At 67.0% G+C, this 26,390-nt stretch carries 16 protein-coding genes; 9 read left to right on the forward strand and 7 right to left on the reverse strand.

The genetic code is table 11. The features are described from left to right. The first annotated feature begins 2 nt into the window (after positions 1-2). The 4 genes from IFT63_RS10600 to IFT63_RS10615 all read left to right on the forward strand — a co-directional run bounded on the left by IFT63_RS10600 (position 3) and on the right by IFT63_RS10615 (position 9,100). Positions 3-2,384, forward strand: coding sequence for a TonB-dependent receptor (locus IFT63_RS10600; RefSeq protein WP_192084041.1), 2,382 nt, complete (start codon positions 3-5; stop codon positions 2,382-2,384). Between the two features lie 127 nt (positions 2,385-2,511). Then, complete coding sequence (gene ybaL / locus IFT63_RS10605; protein ID WP_192084042.1) at positions 2,512-4,215, forward strand: YbaL family putative K(+) efflux transporter; 1,704 nt, start codon at positions 2,512-2,514, stop codon at positions 4,213-4,215. 323 nt (positions 4,216-4,538) lie between these two features. Next, positions 4,539-6,551 carry a M28 family peptidase gene (locus IFT63_RS10610; protein WP_192084043.1) on the forward strand — a complete coding sequence of 671 codons (2,013 nt, stop codon included), beginning with the start codon at positions 4,539-4,541 and terminating at the stop codon, positions 6,549-6,551. 317 nt (positions 6,552-6,868) lie between these two features. After that, a complete protein-coding gene (locus IFT63_RS10615) occupies positions 6,869-9,100 on the forward strand; it encodes a M13 family metallopeptidase (RefSeq protein ID WP_192084044.1) in 2,232 nt (743 codons plus the stop codon). Between the two features lie 38 nt (positions 9,101-9,138). Here the strand turns inward: IFT63_RS10615 and clpB are convergent, their stop codons facing one another. Continuing rightward, entirely contained in the window at positions 9,139-11,724 is a 2,586-nt protein-coding gene (gene clpB / locus IFT63_RS10620) for an ATP-dependent chaperone ClpB (RefSeq protein WP_192084045.1), read from the reverse strand. A gap of 185 nt (positions 11,725-11,909) precedes the next feature. Between clpB and IFT63_RS10625 the strand changes: the two genes are divergently transcribed. Next, complete coding sequence (locus tag IFT63_RS10625) at positions 11,910-12,620, forward strand: glutathione S-transferase (protein ID WP_042613448.1); 711 nt, start codon at positions 11,910-11,912, stop codon at positions 12,618-12,620. A 154-nt stretch (positions 12,621-12,774) separates the two neighbouring features. Here IFT63_RS10625 and IFT63_RS10630 read toward each other — a convergent pair whose 3' ends face one another. The 4 genes from IFT63_RS10630 to IFT63_RS10645 all read right to left on the reverse strand — a co-directional run bounded on the left by IFT63_RS10630 (position 12,775) and on the right by IFT63_RS10645 (position 17,636). Next, positions 12,775-14,370 (reverse strand): membrane protein, encoded by a 1,596-nt coding sequence (locus tag IFT63_RS10630; protein ID WP_042613447.1) that lies wholly within the window; start codon positions 14,368-14,370, stop codon positions 12,775-12,777. 129 nt (positions 14,371-14,499) lie between these two features. After that, the gene (locus IFT63_RS10635; RefSeq protein WP_192084046.1) at positions 14,500-16,218 is read right to left on the reverse strand and encodes a thiamine pyrophosphate-dependent enzyme; all 1,719 of its coding nucleotides are present in this window, start codon (positions 16,216-16,218) and stop codon (positions 14,500-14,502) included. Positions 16,219-16,284: 66 nt separating this feature from the next. After that, a complete protein-coding gene (locus tag IFT63_RS10640; protein WP_192084047.1) occupies positions 16,285-17,154 on the reverse strand; it encodes an SH3 domain-containing protein in 870 nt (289 codons plus the stop codon). Positions 17,155-17,159: 5 nt separating this feature from the next. Beyond that, complete coding sequence (locus IFT63_RS10645; protein WP_192084048.1) at positions 17,160-17,636, reverse strand: DUF3574 domain-containing protein; 477 nt, start codon at positions 17,634-17,636, stop codon at positions 17,160-17,162. A 251-nt stretch (positions 17,637-17,887) separates the two neighbouring features. Here IFT63_RS10645 and IFT63_RS10650 point away from each other — a divergent pair, with 251 nt between their 5' ends. The 4 genes from IFT63_RS10650 to otsA all read left to right on the forward strand — a co-directional run bounded on the left by IFT63_RS10650 (position 17,888) and on the right by otsA (position 24,381). Then, complete coding sequence (locus IFT63_RS10650; RefSeq protein WP_192084049.1) at positions 17,888-20,317, forward strand: TonB-dependent receptor; 2,430 nt, start codon at positions 17,888-17,890, stop codon at positions 20,315-20,317. Positions 20,318-20,443: 126 nt separating this feature from the next. Further along, entirely contained in the window at positions 20,444-21,202 is a 759-nt protein-coding gene (gene otsB / locus IFT63_RS10655) for a trehalose-phosphatase (RefSeq protein WP_192084050.1), read from the forward strand. Positions 21,203-21,238: 36 nt separating this feature from the next. Continuing rightward, positions 21,239-23,020 carry a glycoside hydrolase family 15 protein gene (locus tag IFT63_RS10660; protein WP_042613441.1) on the forward strand — a complete coding sequence of 594 codons (1,782 nt, stop codon included), beginning with the start codon at positions 21,239-21,241 and terminating at the stop codon, positions 23,018-23,020. Continuing rightward, positions 23,017-24,381 carry an alpha,alpha-trehalose-phosphate synthase (UDP-forming) gene (otsA, locus tag IFT63_RS10665; protein WP_042613440.1) on the forward strand — a complete coding sequence of 455 codons (1,365 nt, stop codon included), beginning with the start codon at positions 23,017-23,019 and terminating at the stop codon, positions 24,379-24,381. Before IFT63_RS10660 ends, otsA begins: the two co-directional genes overlap by 4 nt. Before the next feature lie 132 nt (positions 24,382-24,513). Here the strand turns inward: otsA and pgeF are convergent, their stop codons facing one another. Together pgeF and rluD are read right to left on the reverse strand one after the other, a co-directional pair. Then, a complete protein-coding gene (pgeF, locus tag IFT63_RS10670; RefSeq protein WP_192084051.1) occupies positions 24,514-25,281 on the reverse strand; it encodes a peptidoglycan editing factor PgeF in 768 nt (255 codons plus the stop codon). Continuing rightward, entirely contained in the window at positions 25,281-26,276 is a 996-nt protein-coding gene (gene rluD / locus IFT63_RS10675) for a 23S rRNA pseudouridine(1911/1915/1917) synthase RluD (protein ID WP_042613438.1), read from the reverse strand. The genes pgeF and rluD overlap by 1 nt, the downstream gene beginning before the upstream one ends. Positions 26,277-26,390 lie beyond the last annotated feature (114 nt).

Raw genomic sequence — 26,390 nt, forward strand, 5'->3', positions numbered from 1 at the left:
CGATGACCCGCAAGACCAGCCAACTCACCGCCGCCGTCGCCCTGGTGCTCAGCGCGTCCGCCTTCTCCGCCGCGGCACAGACCGCCAACACGCTCGACACGGTGATCGTCACCGGCACCCGCGTGGCCGACCGTACGGTCGCCGAATCGCAGTCGCCGATCGACATCATCACCCCCGAGGCGCTGCGGTCCACCGGCACCTCCGAACTGGCCACCGCGCTGTCGCGCGCCCTGCCCTCGCTGAACTTCCCGCGCCCGGCGCTGACCGATGGCACCAGCGGCATCCGCCCGGCGCAGCTGCGCGGGCTGTCCCCGGACCAGGTGCTGGTGCTGGTGGATGGCAAGCGCCGCCATACCTCGGCGATGATCAACGTCAACGGCAGCATCGGCCGTGGCTCCTCGGCAGTGGACATCAACGCGATCCCGATCGGCGCCATCGAACGCGTGGAAGTGCTGCGCGACGGTGCGTCGGCCCAGTACGGTTCGGACGCCATCGCCGGTGTCATCAACATCGTGCTCAAGGGCAGCGGCAGCGGCGGCAGCCTTGCCATCGACCACGGCCAGTACGCGGCCGGTGACGGCAACAAGAACCAGCTCTCCGGCGACGCCGGTTTCACCTTCGGCGATGGCCGCGGCCAAGTCCACCTGGCCGGCCAGTACAGCCAGCAGGACGAAAGCAACCGCGCCGGCCCCTACCTGGGCACGACCCCGAACACCGGCAACTTCCCCGACATCGGCGAAAAGACCTTCGTGGTCGGTGATCCACAGGTGGATGCATCGGCGGTCTCTGCCAACGCCAGTTTCGCCTTCAGCGACAACGTCACCGGTTACGCCAACGCACTGCTCAGCAACCGTGACATCACCTCGTTCGCGTTCTACCGTTCGCCCAACCACAGCGGCCAGACCGCATTGCTGGCCCAGGTCTACCCGGACGGCTACGTGCCGCAGATCAACCAGTACTCCAAGGACCGTTCGGTCGTAGCCGGCATCAAGGGCAGCACCGAAAGTGGCTGGACCTGGGACCTGAGCGCCAACCACGGCGAGAACACGCTCGACTTCCACACCCGCAACAGCATCAATTACAGCCTCGGCGCCACCAGCCCGAGCGACTTCTACGACGGCACGCTGAAGTACACCCAGGACATCTTCAACGCCGACTTCACCAAGTCGCTGGACTGGGGCCTGGCCTATCCGGTCACCCTGTCCTTCGGTGGCGAATACCGCCGCGAGACCTGGGAGCAGCGTCCGGGTGAATCGGACTCCTACACCGGCAGCGGTGCGCAGGGCTTCGCCGGCTTCACCCCGATCAATGCCGTCGACGAGGACCGCAACAACTACGCGGTGTACGCCGGGCTGGAAGCGGACCTGACCGACAAGTTCTCCGCCGGTGTCACCGGTCGCTACGAGGATTACTCGGACTTCGGCGACAAGTTCTCCGGCAAGCTCTCGGCGCGCTACGCCTTCACCGACAAGGTCGCCCTGCGCGCCACCGCCTCCAGCGGCTTCCGTGCGCCTTCGCTGGCCCAGCAGAGCTACCAGGCGGTCACCAGCACCATCGTCAATGGCAGCTTCGTCGAGCGCGGCACCTTCCCGGCCGCCAGCGCGGCTGCGCAGGCCCTTGGTTCGGCACCGCTGAAGGCGGAAACCTCCACCTCCTACAGCGTCGGCCTGGTGCTGCAGCCGCTCGACCGCCTGTACCTGACCGTGGATGCGTACCAGATCGAAATCGACGACCGCATCGCGCTGTCGTCCAACATCACCACCACCGGCAACACCGCCGTGGCCGACCTGCTGACCGGCCTGGGCCTGCCGCAGGTCACCGCGTTCTCCTACTTCACCAACGGCTTGGACACCCGCACCCGCGGCGTCGATGCCGTGGCCAGCTACACGGTGCCGTTCAGCGCCAGCAGCCTGGAACTGACTGCCGCCTACAGCTACAACGACACCGAAGTGCAGAAGTTCGACGCCTCGCCGGCGGCCTTCCAGGCCCTCGGCATCACCCAGGCGCTGATCGGTCGCGATGAGATCGGCCGCATCGAAGACAGCTTCCCGCGCGACAAGGCCATCGTCAGTGGCACGTGGCGTTCGGATCATTGGGAACTCGGCCTGGCCGCCACCCGCTACGGCAGCTTCACCGTGCGCAACTCGGCCACCGCCACCCGCGACCAGACCTACGATGCGAAGTGGGTGCTGGATGCTTCGGCCAGCTACAAGCCCAGCGAGAACTGGACCCTCACCCTGGGTGCGGACAACCTGCTGGACGAGTACCCGGACCTCACCACCGACCTGCAGAACTCCACCTGGGGCATGCTGCCGTACAGCAACTACTCGCCGTTCGGCTTCAACGGTGCGTACGTGTACGGGCGTATCCGCTACACCTGGTAACGGCGCCCGGGCCCGGCTCGGCGCCGTCGCATGGAACTGCAACAGACGCCGGGCAATGCCCGGCGTTTGCTGTATCCGGGCCCATCGGTGAAAATCGGGACATCCCCCGATTTACCTGCGAGACCTGATGCACCATGACACCGACCTGATCAACATCGTTGCCGTTGGCCTCGGGCTCGCCTTCATCTTCGGCGCGCTGGCCAACAAGCTGCGTTTGTCTCCGTTGGTGGGGTATCTGGTTGCTGGGATCTGCGTGGGGCCATTCACTCCCGGCTTCGTCGCCGACCAGGCGCTGGCCAACCAGCTGGCCGAGCTGGGCGTGATGCTGCTGATGTTCGGCGTTGGCCTGCATTTTTCGCTGAAGGACCTGATGGCGGTGAAGGCCATCGCCATCCCCGGGGCGATCGGCCAGATCCTGGTCGCCACCCTGCTCGGCTGGGGCGTGGCCAGCCTGATGGGCTGGCCGGCCATCCATGGCATCGTGTTCGGGTTCTCGCTGGCCACTGCCAGTACCGTGGTGCTGCTGCGGGCGATGGAAGAACGCCGCCTGCTGGAAAGCCTGCGCGGCAAGATCGCGGTGGGCTGGCTGATCGTCGAGGACCTGGCCTGCGTGCTGGCCCTGGTGATGATGCCGGTGCTGGCCGGCGTGTTCGGTCCCGATGCCGCCAAACAGAACCACAGCATTGGCAGCGTGCTGGCCGACATCGGCTGGACCTTCGTGCAGCTCGGCCTTTTCGTGGCGGTGATGCTGGTGGTCGGTCGCCGGGTCATTCCATGGATCCTGGAGCGCATCGCCGGCACCGGCTCGCGCGAACTGTTCACCCTGGCCGTGCTGGCGATCGCGCTGGGCGTGGCGTTCGGCTCGGCGATGCTGTTCGGCGTGTCCTTCGCGCTGGGCGCGTTCTTCGCCGGCATGCTGCTCAACGAATCCGAACTCAGCCACAAGGCGGCCACCGATTCACTGCCGCTGCGCGATGCGTTCGCCGTGCTGTTCTTCGTCTCGGTCGGCATGTTGTTCAACCCGATGATCATCGTCGAGCACCCGTGGCAGGTGCTGGCGACGGTGTTGATCATCATGTTCGGCAAATCCGCCGCGGCGTTCTTCATCGTGCGCGCGTTCGGCCACCCGACCAGCACCGCGCTGACCATCTCGGCCAGCCTGGCGCAGATCGGCGAGTTCGCCTTCATCATCGCCGGCCTCGGCGTGGCGCTGCAGATCCTTCCGCCCACCGGGCAGTCGCTGGTGCTGGCCGGCGCGCTGGTGTCGATCATGCTGAACCCGCTGGTGTTCGGCCTGCTGGATCGCTGGCAGGCCCGCCAACTGGCCCTGCAACCGGCCGTGCCGGAGCCGGAAGAAGCCGACGGCCCTTCGCGCGACCTGCATGACCATGCCATCGTCATCGGCTACGGCCGGGTCGGCAGCGAACTGGCCCAGGTTCTGCGCGACAAAGGTGTGCCGGTGCTGGTCATCGATGACAACAAGGAACACGTGGAAAGCGCGCACGCCGCCGGCATCGCGGCCATCCGCGGCAGTGCCGCCGCTGATCGGGTGCTCGCCGAAGCACACCCGGAACGCGCCAAGATCGCGGTGTTGGCCATTCCGCAGCCGCTGGAAGCCGGCGAGGCACTGGCGAAATTGCGCGCGATCAATCCGGGTCTGACCCTGCTGGCGCGTGCGCACAGCGACGCCGAAGTGCGTCACCTGCTGGAACATGGGGCCGATGGCACGGTGATGGCCGAACGCGAGCTGGCGTACTCGCTGGCCGAGATGATCATGTCCACCCCGCCGTATCGCACGATGGGCCAGCAGCACAGCATTCCGGTGGTGTGAACGCCGGACCAGCACGGCCCAGCTGCCCCGCTGCAAAATGTCCCCGGCCGACCCGCATCGGCCGGGGATCGCCTTGCCACGCCCTTGGAGAGGCAGCTCCAGCGTAGCGCAGCGCACCGCCGATGGTGATGGCGCGCGGCGATGAGGACCAAGCCGGAAATCATCAGCACTCCGCTTGCAGGCCGCGAGGCGCGAAGCCTGCTGCCCGCTGGACAGGAGCCCTGTCAGAAAAGCCGCATCTGCAGCAGTGGGTCGCTTTCGCCCCTTCCTGAGTCGCTCGCTCCGCCGCCACGCTGCAGGCTGATTCCTGAGGAGCGCGCGCAATGCCAATTGACGATGTCAGCCGTGCAAGAATAGTCAGCGGCAAGTTCCTGAACGCTGGCGGGGCGCCGCCCTCGCGTGCCACGCGCCAACGCGCCGCATGGGGAGCACGTGTGGCGCCCCTGCGGCTTCTCGACGGGCCAGCCAACCTGTTCGTCGGCACCTTGCTTGCAACCACCCTGGCCGCGCCGCGCGCGCCGCGCCCGGGCGGTCTGCCGGTGGCTGGATCCAGCGGTACCGGCGTACCTGGTGGGGGTCCTGCAGTGGCGCTGCTGCCGGCCGCCGGCGCCCACTCGGAGTATCGCCCACTGACGACTGGACACCGCACAGCGCCCTGCACCGCGCTGACCGGCATCGCCAACAGTGCGGCCGCCGCCTGCATCGCTTCTCCCCGCCTGTGCGGAACCGCATTGGGCGTCGGCGCCGCGACCGCGATCGCGGCAACCATGTACTGCGCGGCACGCGATGCCCTGGGTGGCCCGGTACCGGTCGACCCGGGCAGGCCGGCGTTCCCGGACGCTGCGAGCCAGGAGCGCCAGGCGCTGCGGGAAGCCGCGCAACAGATCAGCGTAGTGGATGCCAAAGGCGAGGAAGAGCCACTGGAGGCCGCGCTGCTGCGGATCTACCGCGACTGCGACGGCAACCGGACGTGTCGCGCCGAGGGCATCAACCCGCTGTTGGAGCGCTTGCCCGCCAGCGACGTGGCGCGGCTGGTTCGCATCCTGGTACCGGCTGCCCCCGTGAGCCCCAGGCCCGCGCAGGGGACCTGGCCCCCCATGGCCGATGCGGCAGCGTTCGATGCCAGCGGCGATCTGCTGGCGCTGGTGGATGCACTGAGCAATCTGTACTCGCCGGAACAGGCCGCCTTCCAGTATTACCTCGAGCGCATCGTCGCCAGCACGGTGAGCGGCGGCGGCGGGCGCGAGGGCAGTCCGGCCGAGATCCAACAACGCTGGATCGATGCCAACCTGCGCCGGCAGGAGACCATGGTTGAACTGCTCGAGCGCGACGTCGGCCCGGTAGCCCGCCTTCCCTACACCCTGTCCGGGCTGGCCCATCTGGGCATCGCCGAAGGCACTACCGGCATCAATCTGCATGTCACCCTTCCCCCCGTCGGCGGACAGCCGCCCGTGCACCGCGTGCTGCTGGTCGCCCATGGCGACATGATCGGTCGTTCCTTAGGGTCCGAAGGCGCCCTGGACAATGGTTCCGGGCTGGCCACGCTCCTGCTCATGGGCACCCGGTTCCGGGACAACCCGGCCCCGGATGGCACCCAGATAGAGCTGCTGGTGACTTCCTACGAGGAGCTGGGCTTCATCGGCGCGCGTGCATACGTCAACCAATGCCTGGATCGACAGGATTGTCCTGCGTTCGTGATCAACATCGACATGACCGGGCGCGGTGGCCACGGCTACGCAATGTCAGGCACCGACGCATTGGCCGGCTCGCTGCACCTGGGCCAGCCTACGCTGTACCTGCAGGCACCGCCGGTCACGCCCATCGAGCAACACGCACGCCAGCAGCTGGAGCGGCGCCTCGCCGCGCATGGCTTCACACCGGCCCCAGCGCAGGACACGCCATGGCTCACCTCGGACAACATCCCGTTCCAGAACGCCTCCATTCCCTGCGTAGGCATCAGCCAGATGAGCGCAGACGATGCCCGGCTATGGAAACAAGTGGAAGACGCGCGCAAGGCATGGAACCTGCGTGATGCGCAGGTGGACTGGACACTCTGGCAGGCGCAACGCAATGGCACGGTCGAGCTGTCGCCCGACAAGGCCCGGGCGCTGAAGGAAACCTACCGGGCTGCAAGCGATGCGTACCATGCGTACCGGCAGCTGCGCGATGCACACCCGAACGCGCTGCCCGTCATGATCCACAGCCAACGTGATCGCCTGCACCGGGTCAATCCGGCGATGGGGGCGGCCCTGGCAGAGGCACTGGAGGATGGAATCCGCAACCTGCAATGGGACGCGCAGGGCAGCCGCGCCGCCCCCCTCCCGCCGACCCACTGAGCGACGCCATGCCCATCGACTCCATCCAGGCCCGTCAGAAGAACGAGGCCCACCATGCCAGGTACGGCGGCGTGGCAGCGCCATCGCATCTGGCGGCGTGCCAGCGCCGCTTTGGCCGCCCGGCTGCCCGGCTGAATGTAGACGGGATCAGCAACCTGTTCACGTTCGCCCTCGCGATGAGCACCGCCCTGCCCGCACATGCAGGGCTCCCAACGGTGCCACGCCGGTTGCCCGCGACGCCGCCCCCCGCACCGGCCGCTGGCGGGTGGCCGCCCGGCGCCCACGCGCTGCAGGTTCCGCTGAAAATGGGGACCCTCATGGCCGCGCCCGTCCCCGCTGCGGCGCAGGCGCCGCTGCTCGCCCCGCCTCCGTCGGCCATCGTCAATGCCGTTTCGGACGCGGCGTTGGCCGGTTGCCTGCGCAGCCCCCGCCACTGCGGCACCGCGTTGTGGACAGCTGCCGGCGTCACCGCGTTCTGGGCGGGTGCTGCGGCGGCGGGTTACCTGCTGCATCGTCCTGCCGTGCCCGCTGCAGGTCCCGGACCGCTGCCCACCGACCCGGCGGTAACCGCGCACTACACGTTGGATCCAGACCGCCTGCTTCCGCCCATCCGCTTCAAGGCCAGTGAACTGGACAGGGCCGTTTCGCCGTGCGATTCGCTCGGTGCGCACGTCAACGGGCGATGGGAAGCGTCCAGCTCGCTGCAACCCAGCCGCACCCAGTTCGGGACACTGGACCATCTACGCAGTATTGCGTTGCTGCAGTGCCAGCAACTGGCCGAGCAGATGGCGGCGCAAGCCGATCCGGTTGCGCCGGCGAAAGTGATAGGAGATCTGTGGGCGACGGGCATGGACGAGGCCGGCATCGAGGTCGCCGGCCGGGGCCCGCTGCAGCCGCTGCTGGACGAGATCGACGCCATCGACGACCTGCAGGGCCTGGTCGCCCATCTGTTCCATTCCAGCGCCCGCGGTTCCAACCCCCTGTTTGAGTTCAGCGTATTGCCCGACCAGCTCGATCCCTCGATGAACACCGCCTACCTGGCGCAGTCGGGCCTTGGCCTGCCTGACAGCACCTGGTACGGCAACCCGGATAAACACGAAGTCCTGGAGGCCTACCGTGCCCATGTCTCCGCCACCCTCGTGCTGTCCGGCATGCCGCCCGATGCAGCAGCACGTTCATCCCACGACATCGTCTCGCTTGAACGTGCACTGGCCGCCGCGTCCCTCCCCTTTGCCGCGTACGCGACCGATCCCGGTGCATACCACAACCCAGTAAGCCCCGCAGAGGCCCACACGCAGACGCCGACCATCGACTGGCAGCAGTTTTTCCGGGCACAGGGCGTCGAACCACCCGCCACGTTTTCGCTGGGCATGCCGGGCTTCTTTCGAGGTATGGACGCATTGCTGGGTGGCGTGCCGCTGGACACCTGGAAGGCCTACCTGCGCTTCCACGCCACCGACAACGCCGCTCCCTGCCTGGCCAGTGCCTTTGTCGACCAGCACGACGCCTACCATGGGGGTGTCCTGAAGGGCCGCCGATCGCGGGTGCCGCGTTTTGCCCGCGTCATGGGCATCATCCAGCAGCACGCCGGCGATGCGCTCGGTCCTGCCTACGCCGAGGTCGCCTTCCCGGCAAGCACGCGCCGCGCTGCCGAAGACATAACCGCGCAGATGACCGCCGCACTCAGGCGCCGGTTGCAGCAGTGTGAGTGGATGGACGACAGCAGCCGCGCAAGGGCATTGGGCAAGGCCGCCACGCTGCAGATCGACCTCGGCCATCCGCGGAAATGGCCCATCTGGGACCACGTCGGCACCAGCCGTTCAAGCTTCCTGGCCAATGTCCAGGCGGTCCGAGCGCATGCGCAGCGCCGCAATGTGGCCCAGCTCGGCAAGCCAGTGGATGCCACCCACTGGAAGCTGACCCCACAGACCGTCGACGCCTACCAGGACGTCTCGCTCAACCGGATCGTGATTCCCGCCGCGTTGCTGCAGCCGCCCCTGCTGGATCCCGCCGCCGATGCCCCGCTCAACTATGGGGCGATCGGGGCCATCATCGGGCACGAAATGGGCCACGCATTCGATTCCGTCGGCACCCATTTCGATGCCGAAGGCCAGGAGAACGATTGGCTTTCGCCGCAGAGCCGGCAGCAACTCGGCGCGCTCGCAGCCAGGATGAAGGCGCAGTACGCAGCCTATGTGCGTGACGGACGGGCGCTCGACGGCGAGTTGACCCTCGACGAGAACCTGGCGGATCTGGGCGGGTTGAGCCTTGCGATGGATGCGATGCTGCATGCCACGGCGGGTTCTCCTGATCCGATGATCGACGGCCTGACGCGCCAGCAGCGCCTGCTCGTCAGTTACGCGCTGATGTGCCGCACGATCACCACGAAGGAGCGCGCCGAAGCACAGCGCGCGACCGACAGCCATGCCCCCGGGCAGGTGCGTGCGGATATGGCACCGTCCAATCTTCGCGATTTCGCCCGCGTGTTCAACTGCACCGAGGGAGCGCCGATGGCGCGCCCTGCGAGTGAACAGGTACGGTTTCTGTAGGTGATGGCGCCGGGACCTGCCCGGCGCCCCTGCCATGTTCACTGCCTGCTGAAGACCAGCTGGCCGCTGCCCGCATCCACGCCGATGGTGTCGCCGCTGCTGAACTCACCGGACAGGATCTTCTGCGCCAGCGGATTCTCCAGCTGCGCCTGGATCGCCCGCTTGAGCGGACGCGCGCCGTAGATCGGGTCGAAGCCCACAGTGCCCAACTGTTCAAACGCCGCATCGCTTACCTGCAGCTTGAGACCGCGTTCGGCCAGCCGCGATTCCAGGCCACGCATCTGGATCCTCGCGATCTGTTTGATCTGCTGCTTGTCCAGCGGGTGGAACACCACGATGTCGTCCAGGCGGTTGATGAACTCCGGACGGAAGTGCGCCTGCACCACGCCCATCACCGCGGCCTTCATCTGCGTGTAGGCCTCCGGCGAATCGTCCCCGCTCATGTCCTGGATCTGGTGCGAGCCCAGGTTGGAGGTCATCACGATCACCGTGTTGCGGAAGTCGACCGTACGTCCCTGGCCATCGGTCAGGCGGCCATCATCGAGCACCTGCAGCAGGATGTTGAACACATCCGGGTGCGCCTTCTCCACCTCGTCGAGCAGGATGATCGAATACGGGCGACGACGCACCGCTTCGGTCAGGTAGCCGCCTTCTTCATAGCCGACATACCCCGGGGGCGCACCGACCAGCCGCGCCACGCTGTGCTTCTCCATGAACTCGCTCATGTCGATGCGGATCATCGCGTCGGTGCTGTCGAACAGGAATTCGGCCAGCGCCTTGCACAGCTCGGTCTTGCCCACGCCGGTCGGTCCCAGGAACAGGAACGAGCCACTGGGGCGATCCGGATCGGACAGCCCGGCACGCGAGCGACGCACCGCATCGGACACCACCTTGATCGCTTCTTCCTGGCCCACCACGCGCCGGTGCAGCTCGTCTTCCATGCGCAGCAGCTTCTCGCGTTCGCCTTCCAGCATCCGGTTCACCGGAATACCGGTCCAGCGCGAGACCACTTCGGCGATCTCCTCGGCGGTTACCCGGTCCTGGACCAGCTTGAACTCGGTGTTCTCCGCCTCCTGCGCGACCGCCAGCTGTTTCTCCAGCTGCGGCAACTGGCCATACTGGATCTCGCTCATGCGGCCGAAATCCTGTCGGCGCTGTGCCGATTCCAGGTCCAGCTTCGCCTGCTCGATCTGTTCCTTGATCTTCGTTGCGCCCTGCAATGCGGCTTTCTCGGATTTCCAGATTTCGTTGAGATCGGAGAACTCCCGTTCCAGCGCATCGATATCGTTTTCCAGGTCCGCCAGACGCTGTCGCGATGCCTCATCCTTCTCTTTCTTCAGCATTTCGCGCTGGATCTTCAGCTGGATCAGACGGCGCTCCAGCCTGTCCAGTTCTTCCGGCTTGGAATCGATCTCCATGCGGATGCGCGAGGCGGCTTCGTCCATCAGGTCGATGGCCTTGTCCGGCAACTGGCGGTCGCTGATGTAGCGATGAGACAGGGTGGCGGCCGCCACGATCGCCGGATCGGTGATCTCCACGCCATGGTGCACGGCATACTTTTCCTTCAGCCCGCGCAGGATGGCGATGGTGTCCTCCACCGTGGGCTCGCCGACCAGCACCTTCTGGAAACGACGCTCCAGCGCGGCGTCCTTTTCGATGTACTTGCGGTACTCATCCAGCGTAGTGGCACCCACACAATGCAGCTCGCCACGTGCAAGCGCCGGCTTGAGCATGTTGCCTGCATCCATCGCGCCGTCGGCCTTGCCGGCACCGACCATGGTGTGCAGCTCGTCGATGAACAGGATGACCTGTCCTTCGTTCTTGGCCAGGTCGTTGAGCACACCCTTCAGCCGTTCTTCGAACTCGCCGCGGAACTTCGCGCCGGCGATCAGCGCGCCCATGTCCAACGACAGCACACGCTTGCCACGCAGGCCTTCGGGAACTTCGTCGTTGATGATGCGCTGGGCCAGGCCTTCGACGATCGCGGTCTTGCCCACGCCGGGCTCGCCGATCAGCACCGGGTTGTTCTTGGTGCGTCGCTGCAGCACCTGGATGGTCCGGCGGATCTCTTCATCGCGGCCGATCACCGGATCCAGCTTGCCGCTCTCGGCGCGCGCGGTCAGGTCGATGGTGTACTTCTCCAGCGCCTGGCGCTGTTCTTCGGCACTCTCGGACTGCACTTTCTCGCCGCCGCGCAGCTTGTCGATGGCGACCTGCAGCCGTGCCTTGTCCGCACCGGCCGCACGCAGCGCCATGCCCAGGCTGCCGCCCTCTTCCAGCGCCGCAAGCACGAACCACTCGCTGGCGATGAAGGCATCGCCCTGCTGCTGGGCCAGCTTGTCGGTGTGGTTGAGCAGGCGGTTCAGGTCATTGCCGATGGACAGGTTGCCGGCCTGCCCGGACACCTTCGGCAACGCCGCCAACGCCTCGTCCAGCCGCTCGCGCAGCACCGTCACGTTGACACCTGCCTGCGAAAGCAGCGGCCGGGTACTGCCGCCGGGCTGGTCGAACAGTGCACTGAACACGTGCACCGGTTCGACGATGGAATTGTCGCGGCCCACGGCCAGCGACTGCGCGTCGGCCAGCGCCTGCTGGAAACGCGAGGTGAGCTTGTCCATCCGCATGTCGAATCCTCGATCAGAGAAGCCGGCCACGCCGGCACTACCCATCAGATGCGGCTGCCGCCGCGCGTTTCAAGGGTCCCTGAGATCATCGTCCCCGATAAGGAAACATCGCGTGTAGGGCATGCTCACCGGGCCCTGCCATTGCGCGCGGGATACTGCCCGGGCCTTCACCTCACGGGACCGACATGCATTACGAGCTCTATTACTGGACCGGCATCCAAGGACGCGGCGAGTTCGTGCGCCTGGCCCTGGAAGACGCCGGTGCCGACTACACCGACATGGCGCGGGTCCACGGCGATGCCGTCATGGATCCGTTCCTGGCCGGCACCTCCGAGGGCGGTCGCCCGTTCGCTCCGCCCTTCCTGAAGGCAGGCCGCCAGGTGGTGGCCCAGGTGGCTGCGATCCTGGACTTCCTCGGGCCGACCCTGGACCTGGTGCCACATGCGGCCTCGCGCCGGGTGCAGGCCATCCAGCTGCAGCTGACCATCGCCGATCTGGTGGCCGAAGTGCACGACACCCACCACCCGATCGCGGCCTCGCAGTACTACGAAGACCAGAAAAGCGAAGCCATCGCACGAGCGGCCTCGATGCGCGGCGAACGCCTGCCGAAGTTCCTTGATTACTTCGAAGACATGGTCAAGGACAACGGTGGCCGCCACCCGCTGCGCGAGCACTCCTACGTCGATCTTTCCCTGTTCCAGCTGCTGGCCGGGCTGGACTACATGTTCCCGCAGCGGATGCGGGCGCTGTGGCCCAGGCTGCCGCTGCTGGCCGCGTTGAAGGAACGGGTGGAAAAACGCCCGGGCGTCGCCGCCTATCTGGCATCCGATCGCCGGCTGGCGTTCAACGCCAACGGCATCTTCCGCCATTACCCGGAGCTGGACGGCCCGGCCTGACCCTGCCGCTGCGCTCGCGAGCATGGCTCGGCGCTACCCCTGCCTGACCCGGTAGTGACGGCCGCTGGCCGTCATGCCCCTGCCGTGGTGGGTAACCACCGTTGGTCGTCACGCCCCTGCCGCTGCGCTCGCCGAGCATGGCTCGGCGCTACCGCTACCTCTGCATGGCAACCGGCTGCTTCTGCAATGACAGCAGTCCCAGCAGCACCGCAAGCGCCACGTAAGCCCCGGCGAACTGCCAGCTGATGATCCGCGCCAGGCCCTGCAGGTCCCAGGGCAGGTAGATCCCCCCGCGCGGGTCCACCGAGTGGATCAGCCCGAACACCGTCAGTCCGGCAGCCACCAGCAGGAAGCCACAGGCGCGGCGCAGGCGCCCGTCCACCATCGCCGCCACCGTGGCGATCCACAGCATCGAGGTGATGATGAAGCCATTGCCCAGCGCGAAGATCACGGCCAGCTCCGGCAGGCCATGGCCGTCCACCTTGGTCAGCATGGCGACCATCTGGTCCGGCGCTATCCAGCCCGGTGCCTTGATCGCCAGCAGGTAGGCCGCGGAGGGTAGGAAGCCCAGCACCATCGCGCCGGCATGCTGTTTCGGCGTGGCCTGGAAGGCCTGGGTGGTGATGTCGATGCCCACGTACACGATGATCGGCGCGAGTACCGCCAGCGGCAGCCACTGCACCAGCCCGGACACAATGCCGAGCATGCCGCCGATGCCGATGAACAAGCCGGTCAGCAGCGTGTAACCGCTGCGTGCGCCCATGTGCTTGTACGCCGGCTGGCCGATGTAGGGCGTGGTCTGTGCCACGCCGCCGCAGACGCCAGCCACCAGCGTGGCGATGGCCTCCACCAGCAGGATGTCGCGGGTACGGTAGTCATCGCCGGCCGCGCGTGCGCTTTCGGAAACATTGATGCCACCGACCACCATCAGCAGGCCGAACGGAAGCAGCAGCGGCAGGTAGGTCATCGCCGTCGGCATGCCTGCAAGGAAGCCAAGCGAAGGCAACGGCAGCACGATCTGCGGGGCGTTCCACACGGGCACTTCAAAGCCCGGCGCACCCAGCCCGGCCAATCCCAGCCCGTAATACAGCACGGTGCCGAACACGAAGGCCAGCAGTACCGCCGGACCCCGCACCGGCAGCTTGCCCTTGGCGATCAGCACGTACAGCAGCAGGCCCAGGGTGACGAAGCCGACCAGCGGGGAACGCAGCGTTTCCAGCAGCGGCAGCAGGCCCATCAGCACCAGCGCGATGCCGGCGATGGAACCCAGCAGCGCCGCCCGCGGCAGCGCGCGGGTCACCGCTTCACCGAAGAAGGACAGCACCAGCTTCAGCAGACCCATGATCACCAGCGAAGCCATGCCGAGCTGCCAGGTGGCGATCGCCGCCGCGTCCGGGTCCAGGCCCTGCGCCTTGAACGCCACGAACGCCGGGCCGAGCACCAGCAGCGCCATGCCGATGCTGGTCGGCGCGTCCAGGCCCAGCGGCATCGCGGTGACGTCGTCGCGACCGGTGCGCGCAGCCAACCGGCGCGCCATCACCGTGTACAGCAGGTTGCCGACCAGCACGCCGAAGGCGGTGCCGGGGAACATGCGGGTGAACACCACCTCGGCCGGGAACTGGAACATTCCCACCAGCGCCATGGCGATGAAACCGAGGATGGAGAGATTGTCGACCACCAGGCCGAAGAAACCATTGAGATCGCCGGCGACGAACCAGCGCCGCGGAGCGGCAGGAGCAGGAACGGACATGTGGGGGCAGGAAGGGGTGTGGGGACCGCCGATGGTAGGCCCCGCAGCACGTGGATGCCAATGAGGGTTGGCAGGGGTCAGGTTCCTTTTCCTGCTGACCCCTTCTGCGACCCCTTCTGCATTCGATATTCAGCGCTTGAGGAAGTTGTCCGCCAGCAGCTCCTTGACCTCGCCGATGCGCCCGGCCAGCACCGCCTTGGCCATGTAACGCGCGGTCCCGATCACCTGCCCCGCCTCCACCTGCGGCGGCATCACCAGCTCGGTCGGGGCGGTATGCACGTCCAGCAGGGCCGGCCCCGGCTGGGCCAGCAGGTCCTGCACGGCCAACGCCAGGTCCTGGCTGCGGGTGACCGTACGGCCATGGAAGCCGATCACTTCGGCCAGCTTGCCAAAGTCCGGATTCTTAAGCTCAGTGTAGTAGTCCAGCAGCCCTTCGACCTTCTGTTCCAACTCCACGAAGTTCAGCGAACCGTTGTTGAACACCACGATCTTGATCGGCAGATTCTCCTGCACGGCAGTAAGCAGGTCGCCCATCAGCATGCTCAGGCCGCCGTCGCCGCACAGCGCCACCACCTGGCGGCCGGGGAAGGCCTTCTGCAGGCCCAGCGCCTGCGGCATCGCGTTGGCCATCGTGCCGTGCAGCAGGCTGGTCAACGTACGGCGGCGTCCGTTGACACGGATATGCCGCAGCACCCACACCATCGGCGAACCGCAGTCGGCGGTGAACAGCGCATCGTCTGCGGCGTGCTGGTCCAGCAGGGCGGTGAGGTACTGCGGATGGATCAGCTCGCCCTCGCCGGGGGACTCTTCGTCGGCACGCCTGGCCAGGGCCTTTTCGCGGTGCCCGATGCACTCGTCCAGGAAGCCGGTGTCTTCGCGCGGCGGCAGCATCGGCAGCAGCGCCTCCAACGTCGGCCCGATATCACCGACCACGCCGAGGGTCACCGGGTGGCGCCTGCCCAGGTGGCTGCCGTCGTGGTCGACCTGGATGATGGTGGCTTTGTCCGGGTAGTACTGGCCCCAGGCAAAGTCGGCGCCGAGCAGCAGCAGGGTGTCGCACTCCATCACTGCATGGAAGCCGGATTCGATGCCGAAAATACCGGTCATGCCCATGTTGAAGGGGTTGTCTGGTTCAACGAAATCCTTGGCCCGCGAGGTATGTGCGATCGGGGCCTGCAGCCTGCGCGCCAGTTCCAGCAGCGGCGCGTGGGCGCCCTGGCAGCCCGCACCGGCGTAGATGCCGATCCGTTTGCCTTGGCCCAGCAGTTCGGCGATCCGCAGCAGTTCGGCATCACCTGGCCGAAGTACCGGCTGGGTGTAATGCACCGCGAACGGCGGATCGTGCTTGACCACCTGTTCGCTGATGTCCGACGGCAGGATCACCACCGCCACGCCCCGCCGGCTGATCGCCGCCTGGCAGGCCAGGGTCACCACGCGGCGCGCCTGTTCGGCGCTGTACACCTGTTCGCAGAACACGCTGCACGTGGAATAGACCGCCTTTAAGTCCACTTCCTGCGGAAACTCCATGCCCAGTTCACTGGTGACCACCTGGCTGGCGATCAGCACCATCGGTGCCTTGTTGCGGTTGTTTTCGAACACCCCGTTGATGAAGTGCAGGCTGCCCGGCCCGCAGGAGCCCGCGCAGGCCGTCAGCTGCCCGCTGATCAACGAATCGGCGCCGGCAGCAAAGGCGGCCACCTCTTCATGGCGCACATGCACCCAGTCGATCTCACTGCCGTGGATGGCCGTGGTCACATGGTTGAGGGTGTCACCGACAATGCCGTAACAGCGCCGCACGCCGGCCTGCTGCAGAGTCTCGACGACGATATCGGCAACGCGCTTGCTCATGGCCTGGGCTTCCTGGGACGGGGGAAGCCTCAGCCTAGACCGCGGCAGGTGACACCGCCGTGGGGATCACCCCTGTTCCGGCAAAGTGAGCTGTATCCAGCCGATCACCGGCCCGCGCATGGGGTTGCGGTAGCGCACCTGCATCCAGCCATCGCGCTCGTCCAGCAGCTCCACGCGGTCACCGGCAACCAGGTAACGGCGGGTGTCGGCATCGCCAACGGCGCGGTACAGCGCAAGGCGCGCCGGCACCACGCGCGCTTCCCTGGCACGCAAAGGCACGCCGCTGACCGGCGGTGACAAGCCATCGCCGATGGCATGCTCCAACACGCGGCCTGCCGCATCAAAGGTGGTCCACACCGCCAGCGGGCCGGCGTCCTCTCCGCCCGCGTCCATCGCCAGCACCGCAGCCAGCGCCTGCGGGTCGAGCATGAGCAGCTGCTCGGCGCGGTAGAGGTAGAGCTTTTCGCCTTGGTATCGGTAGAAATCGGTGTACCACATCGGCCCACCGCGGCAGGTGCTGACCAGGGTGCGGGTGGGCACATCCACGCGCAGAGACCAGAACCCATCGCAGTTGGCCGGGGTGCCGGTGGGCGGCGCAAGCGGCTGCAGCCGCGCCGTCCGGGCATCGAATCGATACACCGCCACCGCTTCGTTGACCTGGCCGACGCTGGCACGCACCAGCAGGTCCTGCACGCCGTCGAAGTCGACGTCCTCATGGTCCAGCCGCGAGCGGCCTTCTTCGTCGGCCACCCCATCCAGCAGCTGCAGCGCGGCTTCCTTGCCGATGCGCGCCTCCACGCGACCGCCGTCCAGCATGCGCACCCGCACCGGCACGCCCGGTGCAGCGTCGAACGCCACGCCGTGTGCTTCCTGCGCGTGCGCCTGCATCGCAATGCCGGCGCTGCACAGCGTCATCGTCAGCAGGGTTGCGCGCATCCGGTTCAGAACGACACTTCCACCGGCTGGCGCGACCACAGCACCGACTGGTGCTTGGTGGCGGTCTTCCAGGCCAAGCGGATGGCTTCGATGTCGGCCCGGCGCTGCGGACTGTCTTCGTGCAGCACCACCAGCACCTTGGTGCGCAGGCGGTTGGGTTCTGGATCACCGCGGAACAGCCACTGGCCGTAGGCATCGAACACCGTCAGCCCATCCGGGAAGCGCGGAGTCACTTCCTTGTCCAGGAAGGCACGCCATTGCGCGTCGCTGATGGTAGTGGCCTGTTCGCGCTCACCGGCGCCGCGCTCTTCGCCCACGCCGAAGTACAGCTCACTGCGCACCCAGCCCGCAGCCTGCGCCGGCCGTGCCGCATCGCCCTGCATCGTGGCCGTCGTCGCTGACGTGCCCGGCCCGCTGGCGGGCAGGCTGGCGCAAGCGCTGGTGGCCAGCAACACGGCAAAAACAAGGGACAAACGCTTCATATCGATCACTCTCCAAGGGCAGGTGTGCCCATCGCGGCGTGCACGACAGGCAAAACAGCGCAGCAGCGTACACGGCCCAGCCAGTTGCATCTGCAACCACCTACATGCCGTGCGGTCATCTGCTGATGCCTAAAAAAGCGGGACTTGCGTCCCACAACCCATCACGCCAAGATAATATATCGCTATATCCGGATGGATGTAATTGAAACCATCCCCTCCCCCTTCCCCACGTTGTCACTCCCGGAGCCCGCATGTCCCACCGCCTGTCCGCGTCGCCGCTTGGCCTGTCCATCGCGCTCGCGCTTTCCTCGTTCGCCGCATCGGCGCAGGACGCCACCAACCTGGACACGGTGATCGTCACCGGTACCCGCGCCTCTGACCGCACCGTGCTCGAATCGACATCGCCGGTGGACGTGCTGACTGCCGAAGACATCCGCAAGGCCGGCGTCATCAACGGTGAGCTGGGCAGCGCGCTGCAGTCGCTGCTGCCTTCGTTCAATTTCCCGCGACAGTCCAACTCCGGCGGCGCCGACCACGTGCGCGCTGCACAGTTGCGCGGTCTGTCGCCGGACCAGGTGCTGGTGCTGGTCAACGGCAAGCGCCGCCACCACAGCGCCCTGGTCAGCACCGGCAGCAAGATCGGCCGCGGCACCACGCCGGTGGACTTCAACGCCATCCCGGTCAGCGCGATCAAGCGCATCGAAGTGCTGCGCGACGGTGCTGGTGCGCTGTACGGTTCGGACGCGGTGGCCGGCGTGATCAACGTCATCCTGGACAACACCCCGGAAGGCGGCGCCATCGAGGCCAGCTTCGGTGCCCACCACACAGACCTCAAGCCGATCGGCCGCACCCTCACCGACGGCCAGACCGGCAACTTCAGCGCCAACGTCGGCACAGCGCTGAGCGATGACGGCGGCTTCCTGCGCGTCGGCGTGGAATACAAGAACCGCGAAGCCACCAACCGCGCCGGCTTCGACCAGATTCCGCCGTGGGACCAGACCGATGCCAACCTGGCCCTGCAGGGCCAGCGCAACTACGTGCTCGGCGATGGCGCCAGCAAGGACCTCAATGCCTGGTTGAACACCGAGATTCCGTTCGGCGAAACCAGCACGTTCTACGCCTTCGGCACCTACAACCAGCGTGACAGCGAAGGCGCGAATTACTTCCGCTATCCGGATGGCGAAGCGAACTGGAAGGAGATCTACCCGAACGGTTACCGCCCGGTTTCCGAAGGCGAAAACCGCGATGTGCAGGCCGTGGCCGGTGCGCGTGGCCAGTGGGGTGAGTGGACCTACGATGCCAGCCTGGACTTCGGCCAGAACGACTTCACCTACCGCATGCGCAACACCTTGAACGCCTCGCTGGGCCCGACCAGCCCGACGCACTTCAAGACTGCCGATTACCAGTACGCGCAGTCGGTGGCGAACCTGGACCTGGGCCGGGTGTTCGAGCAGGGCGAGAGCATCACCCACACCCTGGGCCTGGGCGCGGAAGCCCGGCATGAGCGCTACGAAACCCGTCCCGGCAATCCGGCCAGCTACGCTGCAGGTCCGTTCACTGATCGTCCCACCGGCTCGCAGGCCGGCGGTGGCCTGACCCCGCAGGACGCGGCGGACCTGGCGCGCGACGTGGCCAGCGTGTACGCAAGCGTGTCCAGCCAGATTGGCGACCACTTCTCCAGCGATATCGCCGCGCGCTACGAGCACCACGATGATTTCGGCGGCGAACTGACCGGCAAGCTGGGCCTGCGTTATGCGTTCTCCCCGGCCTTCGCGCTGCGTGGCTCGGTCTCGAACAACTACCGCGCCCCGTCGCTGGCGCAGATCGGTTACGAGTCCACCTCCACCGGCTACAACGCGGCCGGCCAGCTGGTGCAGGGCCGCCTGCTGTCGGTGAACAATCCGATCGCCCGCGGGCTCGGCGCCACCGACCTGAAGCCAGAAAAGTCGCTCAACACCAGCCTCGGCTTCACCAGCCGCATCGGTGACAACTTCGACGTCTCGCTGGACCTGTTCCAGATCGACATCGATGACCGCATCGCGCTGTCCGAAGCGATCACCGGCGATGCCCTGACCGATTTCGTCCAGCAGCAGTACGGCGTGACCGGCTTGGAGAGCGCCAGCTTCTTCGTCAACGCCGCCGACACCCGCACCCGTGGTGCCGAACTGGTGGCCAACTGGCGGCATGCGCTGGGCGACGGCCAGCTGCAGCTGACCGGCACCTGGGCCTACGCCAAGACCGAGCTGAAGAACGTACTGCCGACCCCGGCCGCGTTGCAGGCGCTGGACCCGGCGTATGTGCTGTTCGGCGTGGAAGAAAGCAACACGCTGACCGATGCCACGCCGCGTACGCGCGCGCAGTTCTCTGCTTCATGGAGCAACGACCGCTGGTCGCTGACCAGCCGGGTCAGCCGCCACGGCAGTGCCACGCGCGTGTTCAACTTCGGCGGTGGGTTCGAACCGACCCAGACCTACCAGGCCGAGTGGCAGCTGGATGCGGAAGCCGAATACCGCATCACCCCGCAGTGGAGCGTGGCCATCGGTGGGCAGAACCTGACCGACAACTACCCGGACCTGTCCAACGAAGACATCTACTACTACGGCAACCTGCCGTACGACGTGCTGTCGCCGATCGGCAGCAATGGCGGGTATTTCTACGGCCGCGTGCGCTACACCTTCTGACCGCGGGCAGACGACCTGGTGGTGACGACCGGGTGGGTGACGACCAACGGTCGTCACCCACCAATAGCGTCGTCACTCGCCCTGCGATGACCCCATGCTCACGCCTGCGCTGGCATCGTGCCCGGCATGGCAAACGACCTCCCCCTTCGTCCGCCACCGCCGTTGCTGGACGATGCCTGCGCATTGTTCCTCGACGTGGATGGCACCCTGATCGAGTTCGCCGACCGCCCCGATGCGGTCACCCTGCTGCCGGAAGTGCGCGAGGCCATCGGTCGCATCAGTGACCGCCTGGAAGGTGCCGTGGCGCTGGTCAGCGGCCGTCCGCTGGAACAGCTCGATGCCCTGTTCGCTCCCCTTCACCTGCCCGCCGCCGGCCTGCATGGCCACCAACTGCGCGACGCAGGCGGCACGGTGCATGACAACGCGGAAGATGAAAGCACCACCGATTGGCTGCGTGCACTGCACCAGCAGGCGATGCACTTCGCCCACGGCCATCCTGGCGTGCTGGTCGAAGACAAAGGCCCCAGCATGGCCCTGCACTGGCGCGGTGCCCCGCACGCCGCCAACGACGTCCGCGCCTTCGCCAACCGCCACATCCGCGGCAATGCCGGCTATCGACTGCAGCCGGGCGACCACGTCGTCGAATTCGTCCCGGTCGGCAGCGACAAGGGACGCGCGGTCCGCCGGATGATGCAGTACCTGCCCTTCCGCGGTCGCCTGCCGGTGTTCATCGGCGATGATCTGACCGACGAACACGGCTTCGAAGCCTCCAACGGGCTGCATGGCTGGAGCGTCCTGGTCGGTGAACGCGAGCCCAGCGTGGCGGTCTTCCAGTTATCGGACATACGCAGCGTGCACGCATGGTTGCGTGAGAATGCGTGGTAGGCCGGCCCCCACGGCCGCAGACGAGAAGCTTCGCCCATGTCCCAACCTGATCTGAACCTCGGTGTCGTCGGCAACGGTAGTTTCGGCGCGTTGATCGACCGCCAGGCGCGTGTTGTATGGAGCTGCCTGCCCACCTTCGACGGCGACCCCACCTTCTGCGCGCTGCTAAGTCCCAACCAGCAGGAAGGCGGCGATTTCGCCATCGAACTGGAAGACCTGGCCAGCACCGAGCAGGAATATCTCAGCAACACCGCGATCCTGCGCACCGTGCTGCGCGACAGCCACGGCGGCGCGCTGGAAATCATCGATTTCGCGCCACGCTGGCGCCAGAACGACCGCTTCTACCGCCCAGTCAGCCTGATCCGCCAGGTGCGCCCGATTGCCGGCAGCCCGCGCATCCGCGTGCTGGCGCGTCCGCTGGCCGACTGGGGCCAGCGCGTGCCCGACTCGACCTGGGGTAGCAACCACGTGCGCTGGGTACTGCCCGACCACGTGCTGCGACTGACCACCGACGTGCCGATCCGCTTCGTGCGCGACGGCCTGCCGTTCGTGCTCAACCACCCGGTACACCTGGTGCTGGGCGTGGATGAATCACTCAACCGCTCGCTGAGCGGCTATGTGCAGGAATCCTTCCAGCGCACGCGCGATTACTGGCGCGAGTGGGTGCGCTACCTGTCCATCCCGCTGGAATGGCAGGAGGCGGTGATCCGCAGTGCGATCACCCTGAAGCTGTGCCAGTACGAAGACAGCGGCGCGATCATCGCGGCGATGACCACCTCCATCCCGGAGGCGCCGGGCAGCATCCGCAACTGGGATTACCGCTACTGCTGGCTGCGTGACGCAGCCTTTGTGGTGCGCTCGCTCAACCGCCTCGGCGCCACCCGCACCATGGAGCAGTTCCTCGGCTACATCTTCAACCTGGCCACCGCCGACGGCACCCTGCAGCCGCTGTATGGCATCGGCTTCGAGGCCACCCTGGACGAGCACGAGGTGCCTTCATTGTCCGGCTATCGTGGCATGGGACCGGTGCGCCGCGGCAACCTGGCTTGGGTGCAGCGCCAGCACGATGTCTACGGTAGCGTGGTGCTGGCCTCCACCCAGCTGTTCTTCGACCGCCGCCTGCAGGACCCCGGTGACGCACACGCGTTCGCGCGGCTGGAACCGCTGGGCGAGCAGGCCTTCCTGCTGCACGACGTTCCCGATGCCGGCCTGTGGGAATTCCGCGGCCGCACCGAAGTGCACACCTACACCGCCGCGATGTGCTGGGCCGCCTGTGACCGCCTGTGCAAGATCGCCGTGCGCCTGAAGCTGGACGACCGCGCGTTCTACTGGCGCGAGCGCGCCGACACCATCCACCGGCGCATCATGAAGGAGTCGTGGAACGAGGAGCTTGGCCATTTCACCGATGCCTTCGGTGGGCACCGCCTGGATGCTTCGCTGCTGCTGCTGGCCGACATCGGGTTCATCGAACCCATGGATGCACGCTTCATCACCACGGTGGAGGCCATCGGCCGCGACCTCAAGCATGGCGACGCGCTGTACCGCTACGTCGCACCCGACGACTTCGGCGAACCGGAAACCAGCTTCACCATCTGCACCTTCTGGTACATCGATGCGCTGGCGGCGATCGGTCGCATGGAAGAAGCCCGCGCGATGTTCGAGGTGCTGCTGTCGCGGCGCAACCACCTGGGCCTGCTCTCGGAAGACCTTTCCTTCGAGAACGGCGAGGCTTGGGGCAACTTCCCGCAGACCTATTCGCACGTCGGCCTGATCACCGCCGCGATGCGGCTTTCGCGTTCCTGGCAGGAGGCTTCATGAGTCGTCTGGTCGTCGTTTCCAACCGCGTCGCCATTCCCGGCGATACCCGTCCGGGAGGTCTGGCAGTGGGCCTGCTGGCCGCGCTGAAGGAGCGCGGCGGCCTGTGGTTCGGCTGGAGCGGCAAGTCGGTGAAGGACAACAGCGGCGCGCTGCATGAGCAGGTCGACGGCGATATCCGCTACGTCACCATGGACCTCAACAAGCGTGACGTGGACGGGTATTACAACGGCTTCGCCAATCGCACGCTGTGGCCGCTGCTGCACTTCCGCCTGGACCTGGTGGACTACGATCGCGGTACCCGCGAAACCTACCACCGGGTCAACGAGCTGTTCGCCAGCAAGCTGGCGCCGCTGCTGCGCGAAGACGACATCGTCTGGATCCACGACTACCACCTGATCCCGCTGGCGGCGATGCTGCGCGCACGCGGCATCGGCTGCCGGATCGGCTTCTTCCTGCACGTCCCGCTGCCCTCGGCCGATCTGCTGCAGGCGATGCCCGACCATCTGCGGCTGTTCTCCGCGCTGTACGCCTGCGATCTGGTCGGCTTCCAGACCCAGCGCGATGCAGACCGCTTCCAGACCTACCTGCGCTTGTTCGGCGGTGGCCGCGTGCTGGGTGATGGCAAGCTGGAGGCTCCGGACGGCCGCACTTTCCGCGCGGCCGCCTTCCCCATCGGCATCGACACCGAACGCATTGCCCAGCAGGCCAAGGCCGCGGCCAACAAGCCGGCGGTGAAGGATCTGCGCAACAGCCTGCGCGACCGCCAGTTGGCGATCGGCGTGGACCGGCTGGATTACTCCAAGGGCCTGCCGGAGCGCTTCAAGGGTTTCGAGCGCTACCTGGAACGGCATGCCGACCAGCATGGCAGTCTGACTTACCTGCAGATCGCCCCGGTATCACGCGGCGACGTCACCGAGTACCGCGACCTGCGCAGCCAGCTGGAGCAGATCGCCGGGCACATCAACGGCGGCCACGCGGCGCCGGACTGGACACCGCTGCGTTACGTCAACCAGAACTTCACCCACGCCACGCTGACCGGCTTCTACCGTGCCGCCGCGGTGGGCCTGGTGACACCGCTGCGCGACGGCATGAACCTGGTCGCCAAGGAATACGTGGCCTCGCAGGACCCGGACAACCCCGGCGTGCTGGTGCTGTCACTGCTGGCCGGTGCGGCCGATGAAATGAAGCAGGCGCTGCTGGTCAATCCGCACGACCTGGACGGCGTGGCCGATGCCATCGCCACCGCCGCCACCATGCCGCTCAAGCGCCGCCAGGAGCGCTGGAACGCGATGATGGACCACCTGCGCCGCTACGACATCAACCATTGGCGGCAGACCTTCCTGCAGGCCCTGGAGGCCTGACATCCCGGTAGCGCCGACCCATGGTCGGCGAGCGCAGCGGGCCGTTGGCGGACACATCACGGTAGCGCCGACCCATGGTCGGCGAGCACAGCGGCCGACTGGCGGACACATCCCGCCGAGCGTGGCTCGGCGCTACGTGATCCAGGCCAAGGTCGCCATGCGCCCCGTGCGGCGGTCGCGGCGGTGCGAGAACAGGTCCGGGTCAGCCATGGTCGAGTACGTGCCGCCATGGATGTCAGCGGCCCCTACCCCCGCCGCCTGCAGGCGCATCCTCGCCAACGCGTACAGGTCCACTTTCCAGTGTCCCGGACGCGTCGCCACGAAGGCGGCCGCTGCGGCAGGGTCATGGCCCACGAACGCATGGTGGACCTCTTCGCCGATCTCATAATCGGCCGGTCCGGCCGCCGGCCCCAGCCAGGCCAACAGCCCGGACGGCGGTGTCTGCATTGCCGCCACGGTCGCTTCCAGCATGCCATCTGCCAGCCCCCGCCAGCCTGCATGCGCGGCCCCCACCTCGCTGCCATCGCGTGCGGCCAGCACCACCGGCAGGCAGTCTGCGGTCAGGATCGCCAGCACCACGCCGGGCACCGAGGTCACCGCCGCATCGGCCACCGGCTCACTCGCACCGGCCACCGGCGCCGCGTCGAACCGCAGCACGGTGGTGCCATGTACCTGGCGCAGCCAGTGCGCCGGCGAAGGCAAGGCCAGGCCGGCGTGCAGCAGCGCGCGGTTGCACTCCACGTGCGCCGGCTGGTCGCCATCGGCGGCATGCCGGTTGCCCAGGTTGAACTGGTCGAATGGCGGCAACGACACCCCCGCCCCATGCCGCCGCGTGGTCAGCGCGCGCACTCCGGCCGGGGCAGGCCACTGCGGCATCAGCAGGGGCAGCGCGCCGTCCATCAGCGGCGGTCGCGACCGCGCTCGCGCTCGGCGAACAGCTCGCTGTCTTCGCGCAGGGCTTTCAACAGCTGCAGCATGTCGGCCGGCGCCGGCGCGGTGTTGCGCACCGTCTCGCCGGTGATCGGGTGCACGAACTCCAGCGTTTCGGCATGCAGGGCCTGGCGCTTGAAGCCACGCAGCGCGGCGACCAGTTCATCGCTGGCGCCCTTCGGCAGTTTCAGCGCCCCGCCGTACAACTGATCCCCGACGATCGCGTGGCGCAGGTGCGCCATGTGCACGCGGATCTGGTGGGTACGGCCGGTTTCCAGCCGGCATTCCAGCGCGGTGTGCGCGCGGAAGCGCTCGCGCAGGCGGTAGTGGGTGATCGCTTCCTTGCCGTCTTCGCGCACGCCCATCTTCAGACGGTCGCGCGGATGCCGGTCGATCGGCGCATCGGCGGTGCCACCCGCTACCAGCGCACCCACCACCACGGCCAGGTACTGGCGATGCACCTGGCGTGCGGACAACTGCTCCACCAGCGCAGTCTGCGCCTGGATGGTGCGGGCGATCACCATGACACCGCTGGTGTCCTTGTCCAGCCGGTGCACGATGCCCGCGCGCGGCAATGCTGAAACCGATGGATCGCGGAACAGCAGCGCGTTGACCAGGGTGCCGCTGGAATTGCCGGCGCCCGGGTGCACCACCAGGCCCACCGGCTTGTTGATCACCAGCAGGTGTTCGTCTTCGAACAGCACGTCCAGCGGGATGTCCTCCGGCTCGGCATGGGTCTGGGTTTCCAGCACCGCATTGAGCGTGGCGACCTCGCCCCCGCGCACCGGGTCACGGCCGCGCACGGTCACCCCGTCCAGCAGCACGTCGCCGGATTTGATCCACTCGGTCAGCTTGGAACGGGAGTATTCGGGGAACAGTTCGGCCAGCACCGCGTCGAAACGACGGCCGGCGGCGGTATCGGGGACAACGGCCTGGCGGGCCTGTTCAGCAGCAGATTCGGACATGGCGGCAACTTTTGGACACGAAATTGGGGGCCCCGTGGACAGGTTTCAGTCGCGGGACAGGACACTAGGCTATCATCGACCCTTCGTATTCCAGCCGCGTCCCGCCTTGACACC

It is taken from the genome of Stenotrophomonas sp. CFBP 13724, assembly GCF_014841975.1.
GTDB lineage: Bacteria > Pseudomonadota > Gammaproteobacteria > Xanthomonadales > Xanthomonadaceae > Stenotrophomonas > Stenotrophomonas lacuserhaii.

Coding starts and splice junctions, on each gene's coding strand:
- IFT63_RS10600 (WP_192084041.1), top strand. CDS start 3: ATGACCCGCAAGACCAGCCAACTCACCGCCGCCGTCGCCCTGGTGCTC.
- ybaL (WP_192084042.1), top strand. CDS start 2,512: ATGCACCATGACACCGACCTGATCAACATCGTTGCCGTTGGCCTCGGG.
- IFT63_RS10610 (WP_192084043.1), top strand. CDS start 4,539: ATGCCAATTGACGATGTCAGCCGTGCAAGAATAGTCAGCGGCAAGTTC.
- IFT63_RS10615 (WP_192084044.1), top strand. CDS start 6,869: ATGGCCGCGCCCGTCCCCGCTGCGGCGCAGGCGCCGCTGCTCGCCCCG.
- clpB (WP_192084045.1), bottom strand. CDS start 11,724: ATGCGGATGGACAAGCTCACCTCGCGTTTCCAGCAGGCGCTGGCCGAC.
- IFT63_RS10625 (WP_042613448.1), top strand. CDS start 11,910: ATGCATTACGAGCTCTATTACTGGACCGGCATCCAAGGACGCGGCGAG.
- IFT63_RS10630 (WP_042613447.1), bottom strand. CDS start 14,370: ATGTCCGTTCCTGCTCCTGCCGCTCCGCGGCGCTGGTTCGTCGCCGGC.
- IFT63_RS10635 (WP_192084046.1), bottom strand. CDS start 16,218: ATGAGCAAGCGCGTTGCCGATATCGTCGTCGAGACTCTGCAGCAGGCC.
- IFT63_RS10640 (WP_192084047.1), bottom strand. CDS start 17,154: ATGCGCGCAACCCTGCTGACGATGACGCTGTGCAGCGCCGGCATTGCG.
- IFT63_RS10645 (WP_192084048.1), bottom strand. CDS start 17,636: ATGAAGCGTTTGTCCCTTGTTTTTGCCGTGTTGCTGGCCACCAGCGCT.
- IFT63_RS10650 (WP_192084049.1), top strand. CDS start 17,888: ATGTCCCACCGCCTGTCCGCGTCGCCGCTTGGCCTGTCCATCGCGCTC.
- otsB (WP_192084050.1), top strand. CDS start 20,444: ATGGCAAACGACCTCCCCCTTCGTCCGCCACCGCCGTTGCTGGACGAT.
- IFT63_RS10660 (WP_042613441.1), top strand. CDS start 21,239: ATGTCCCAACCTGATCTGAACCTCGGTGTCGTCGGCAACGGTAGTTTC.
- otsA (WP_042613440.1), top strand. CDS start 23,017: ATGAGTCGTCTGGTCGTCGTTTCCAACCGCGTCGCCATTCCCGGCGAT.
- pgeF (WP_192084051.1), bottom strand. CDS start 25,281: ATGGACGGCGCGCTGCCCCTGCTGATGCCGCAGTGGCCTGCCCCGGCC.
- rluD (WP_042613438.1), bottom strand. CDS start 26,276: ATGTCCGAATCTGCTGCTGAACAGGCCCGCCAGGCCGTTGTCCCCGAT.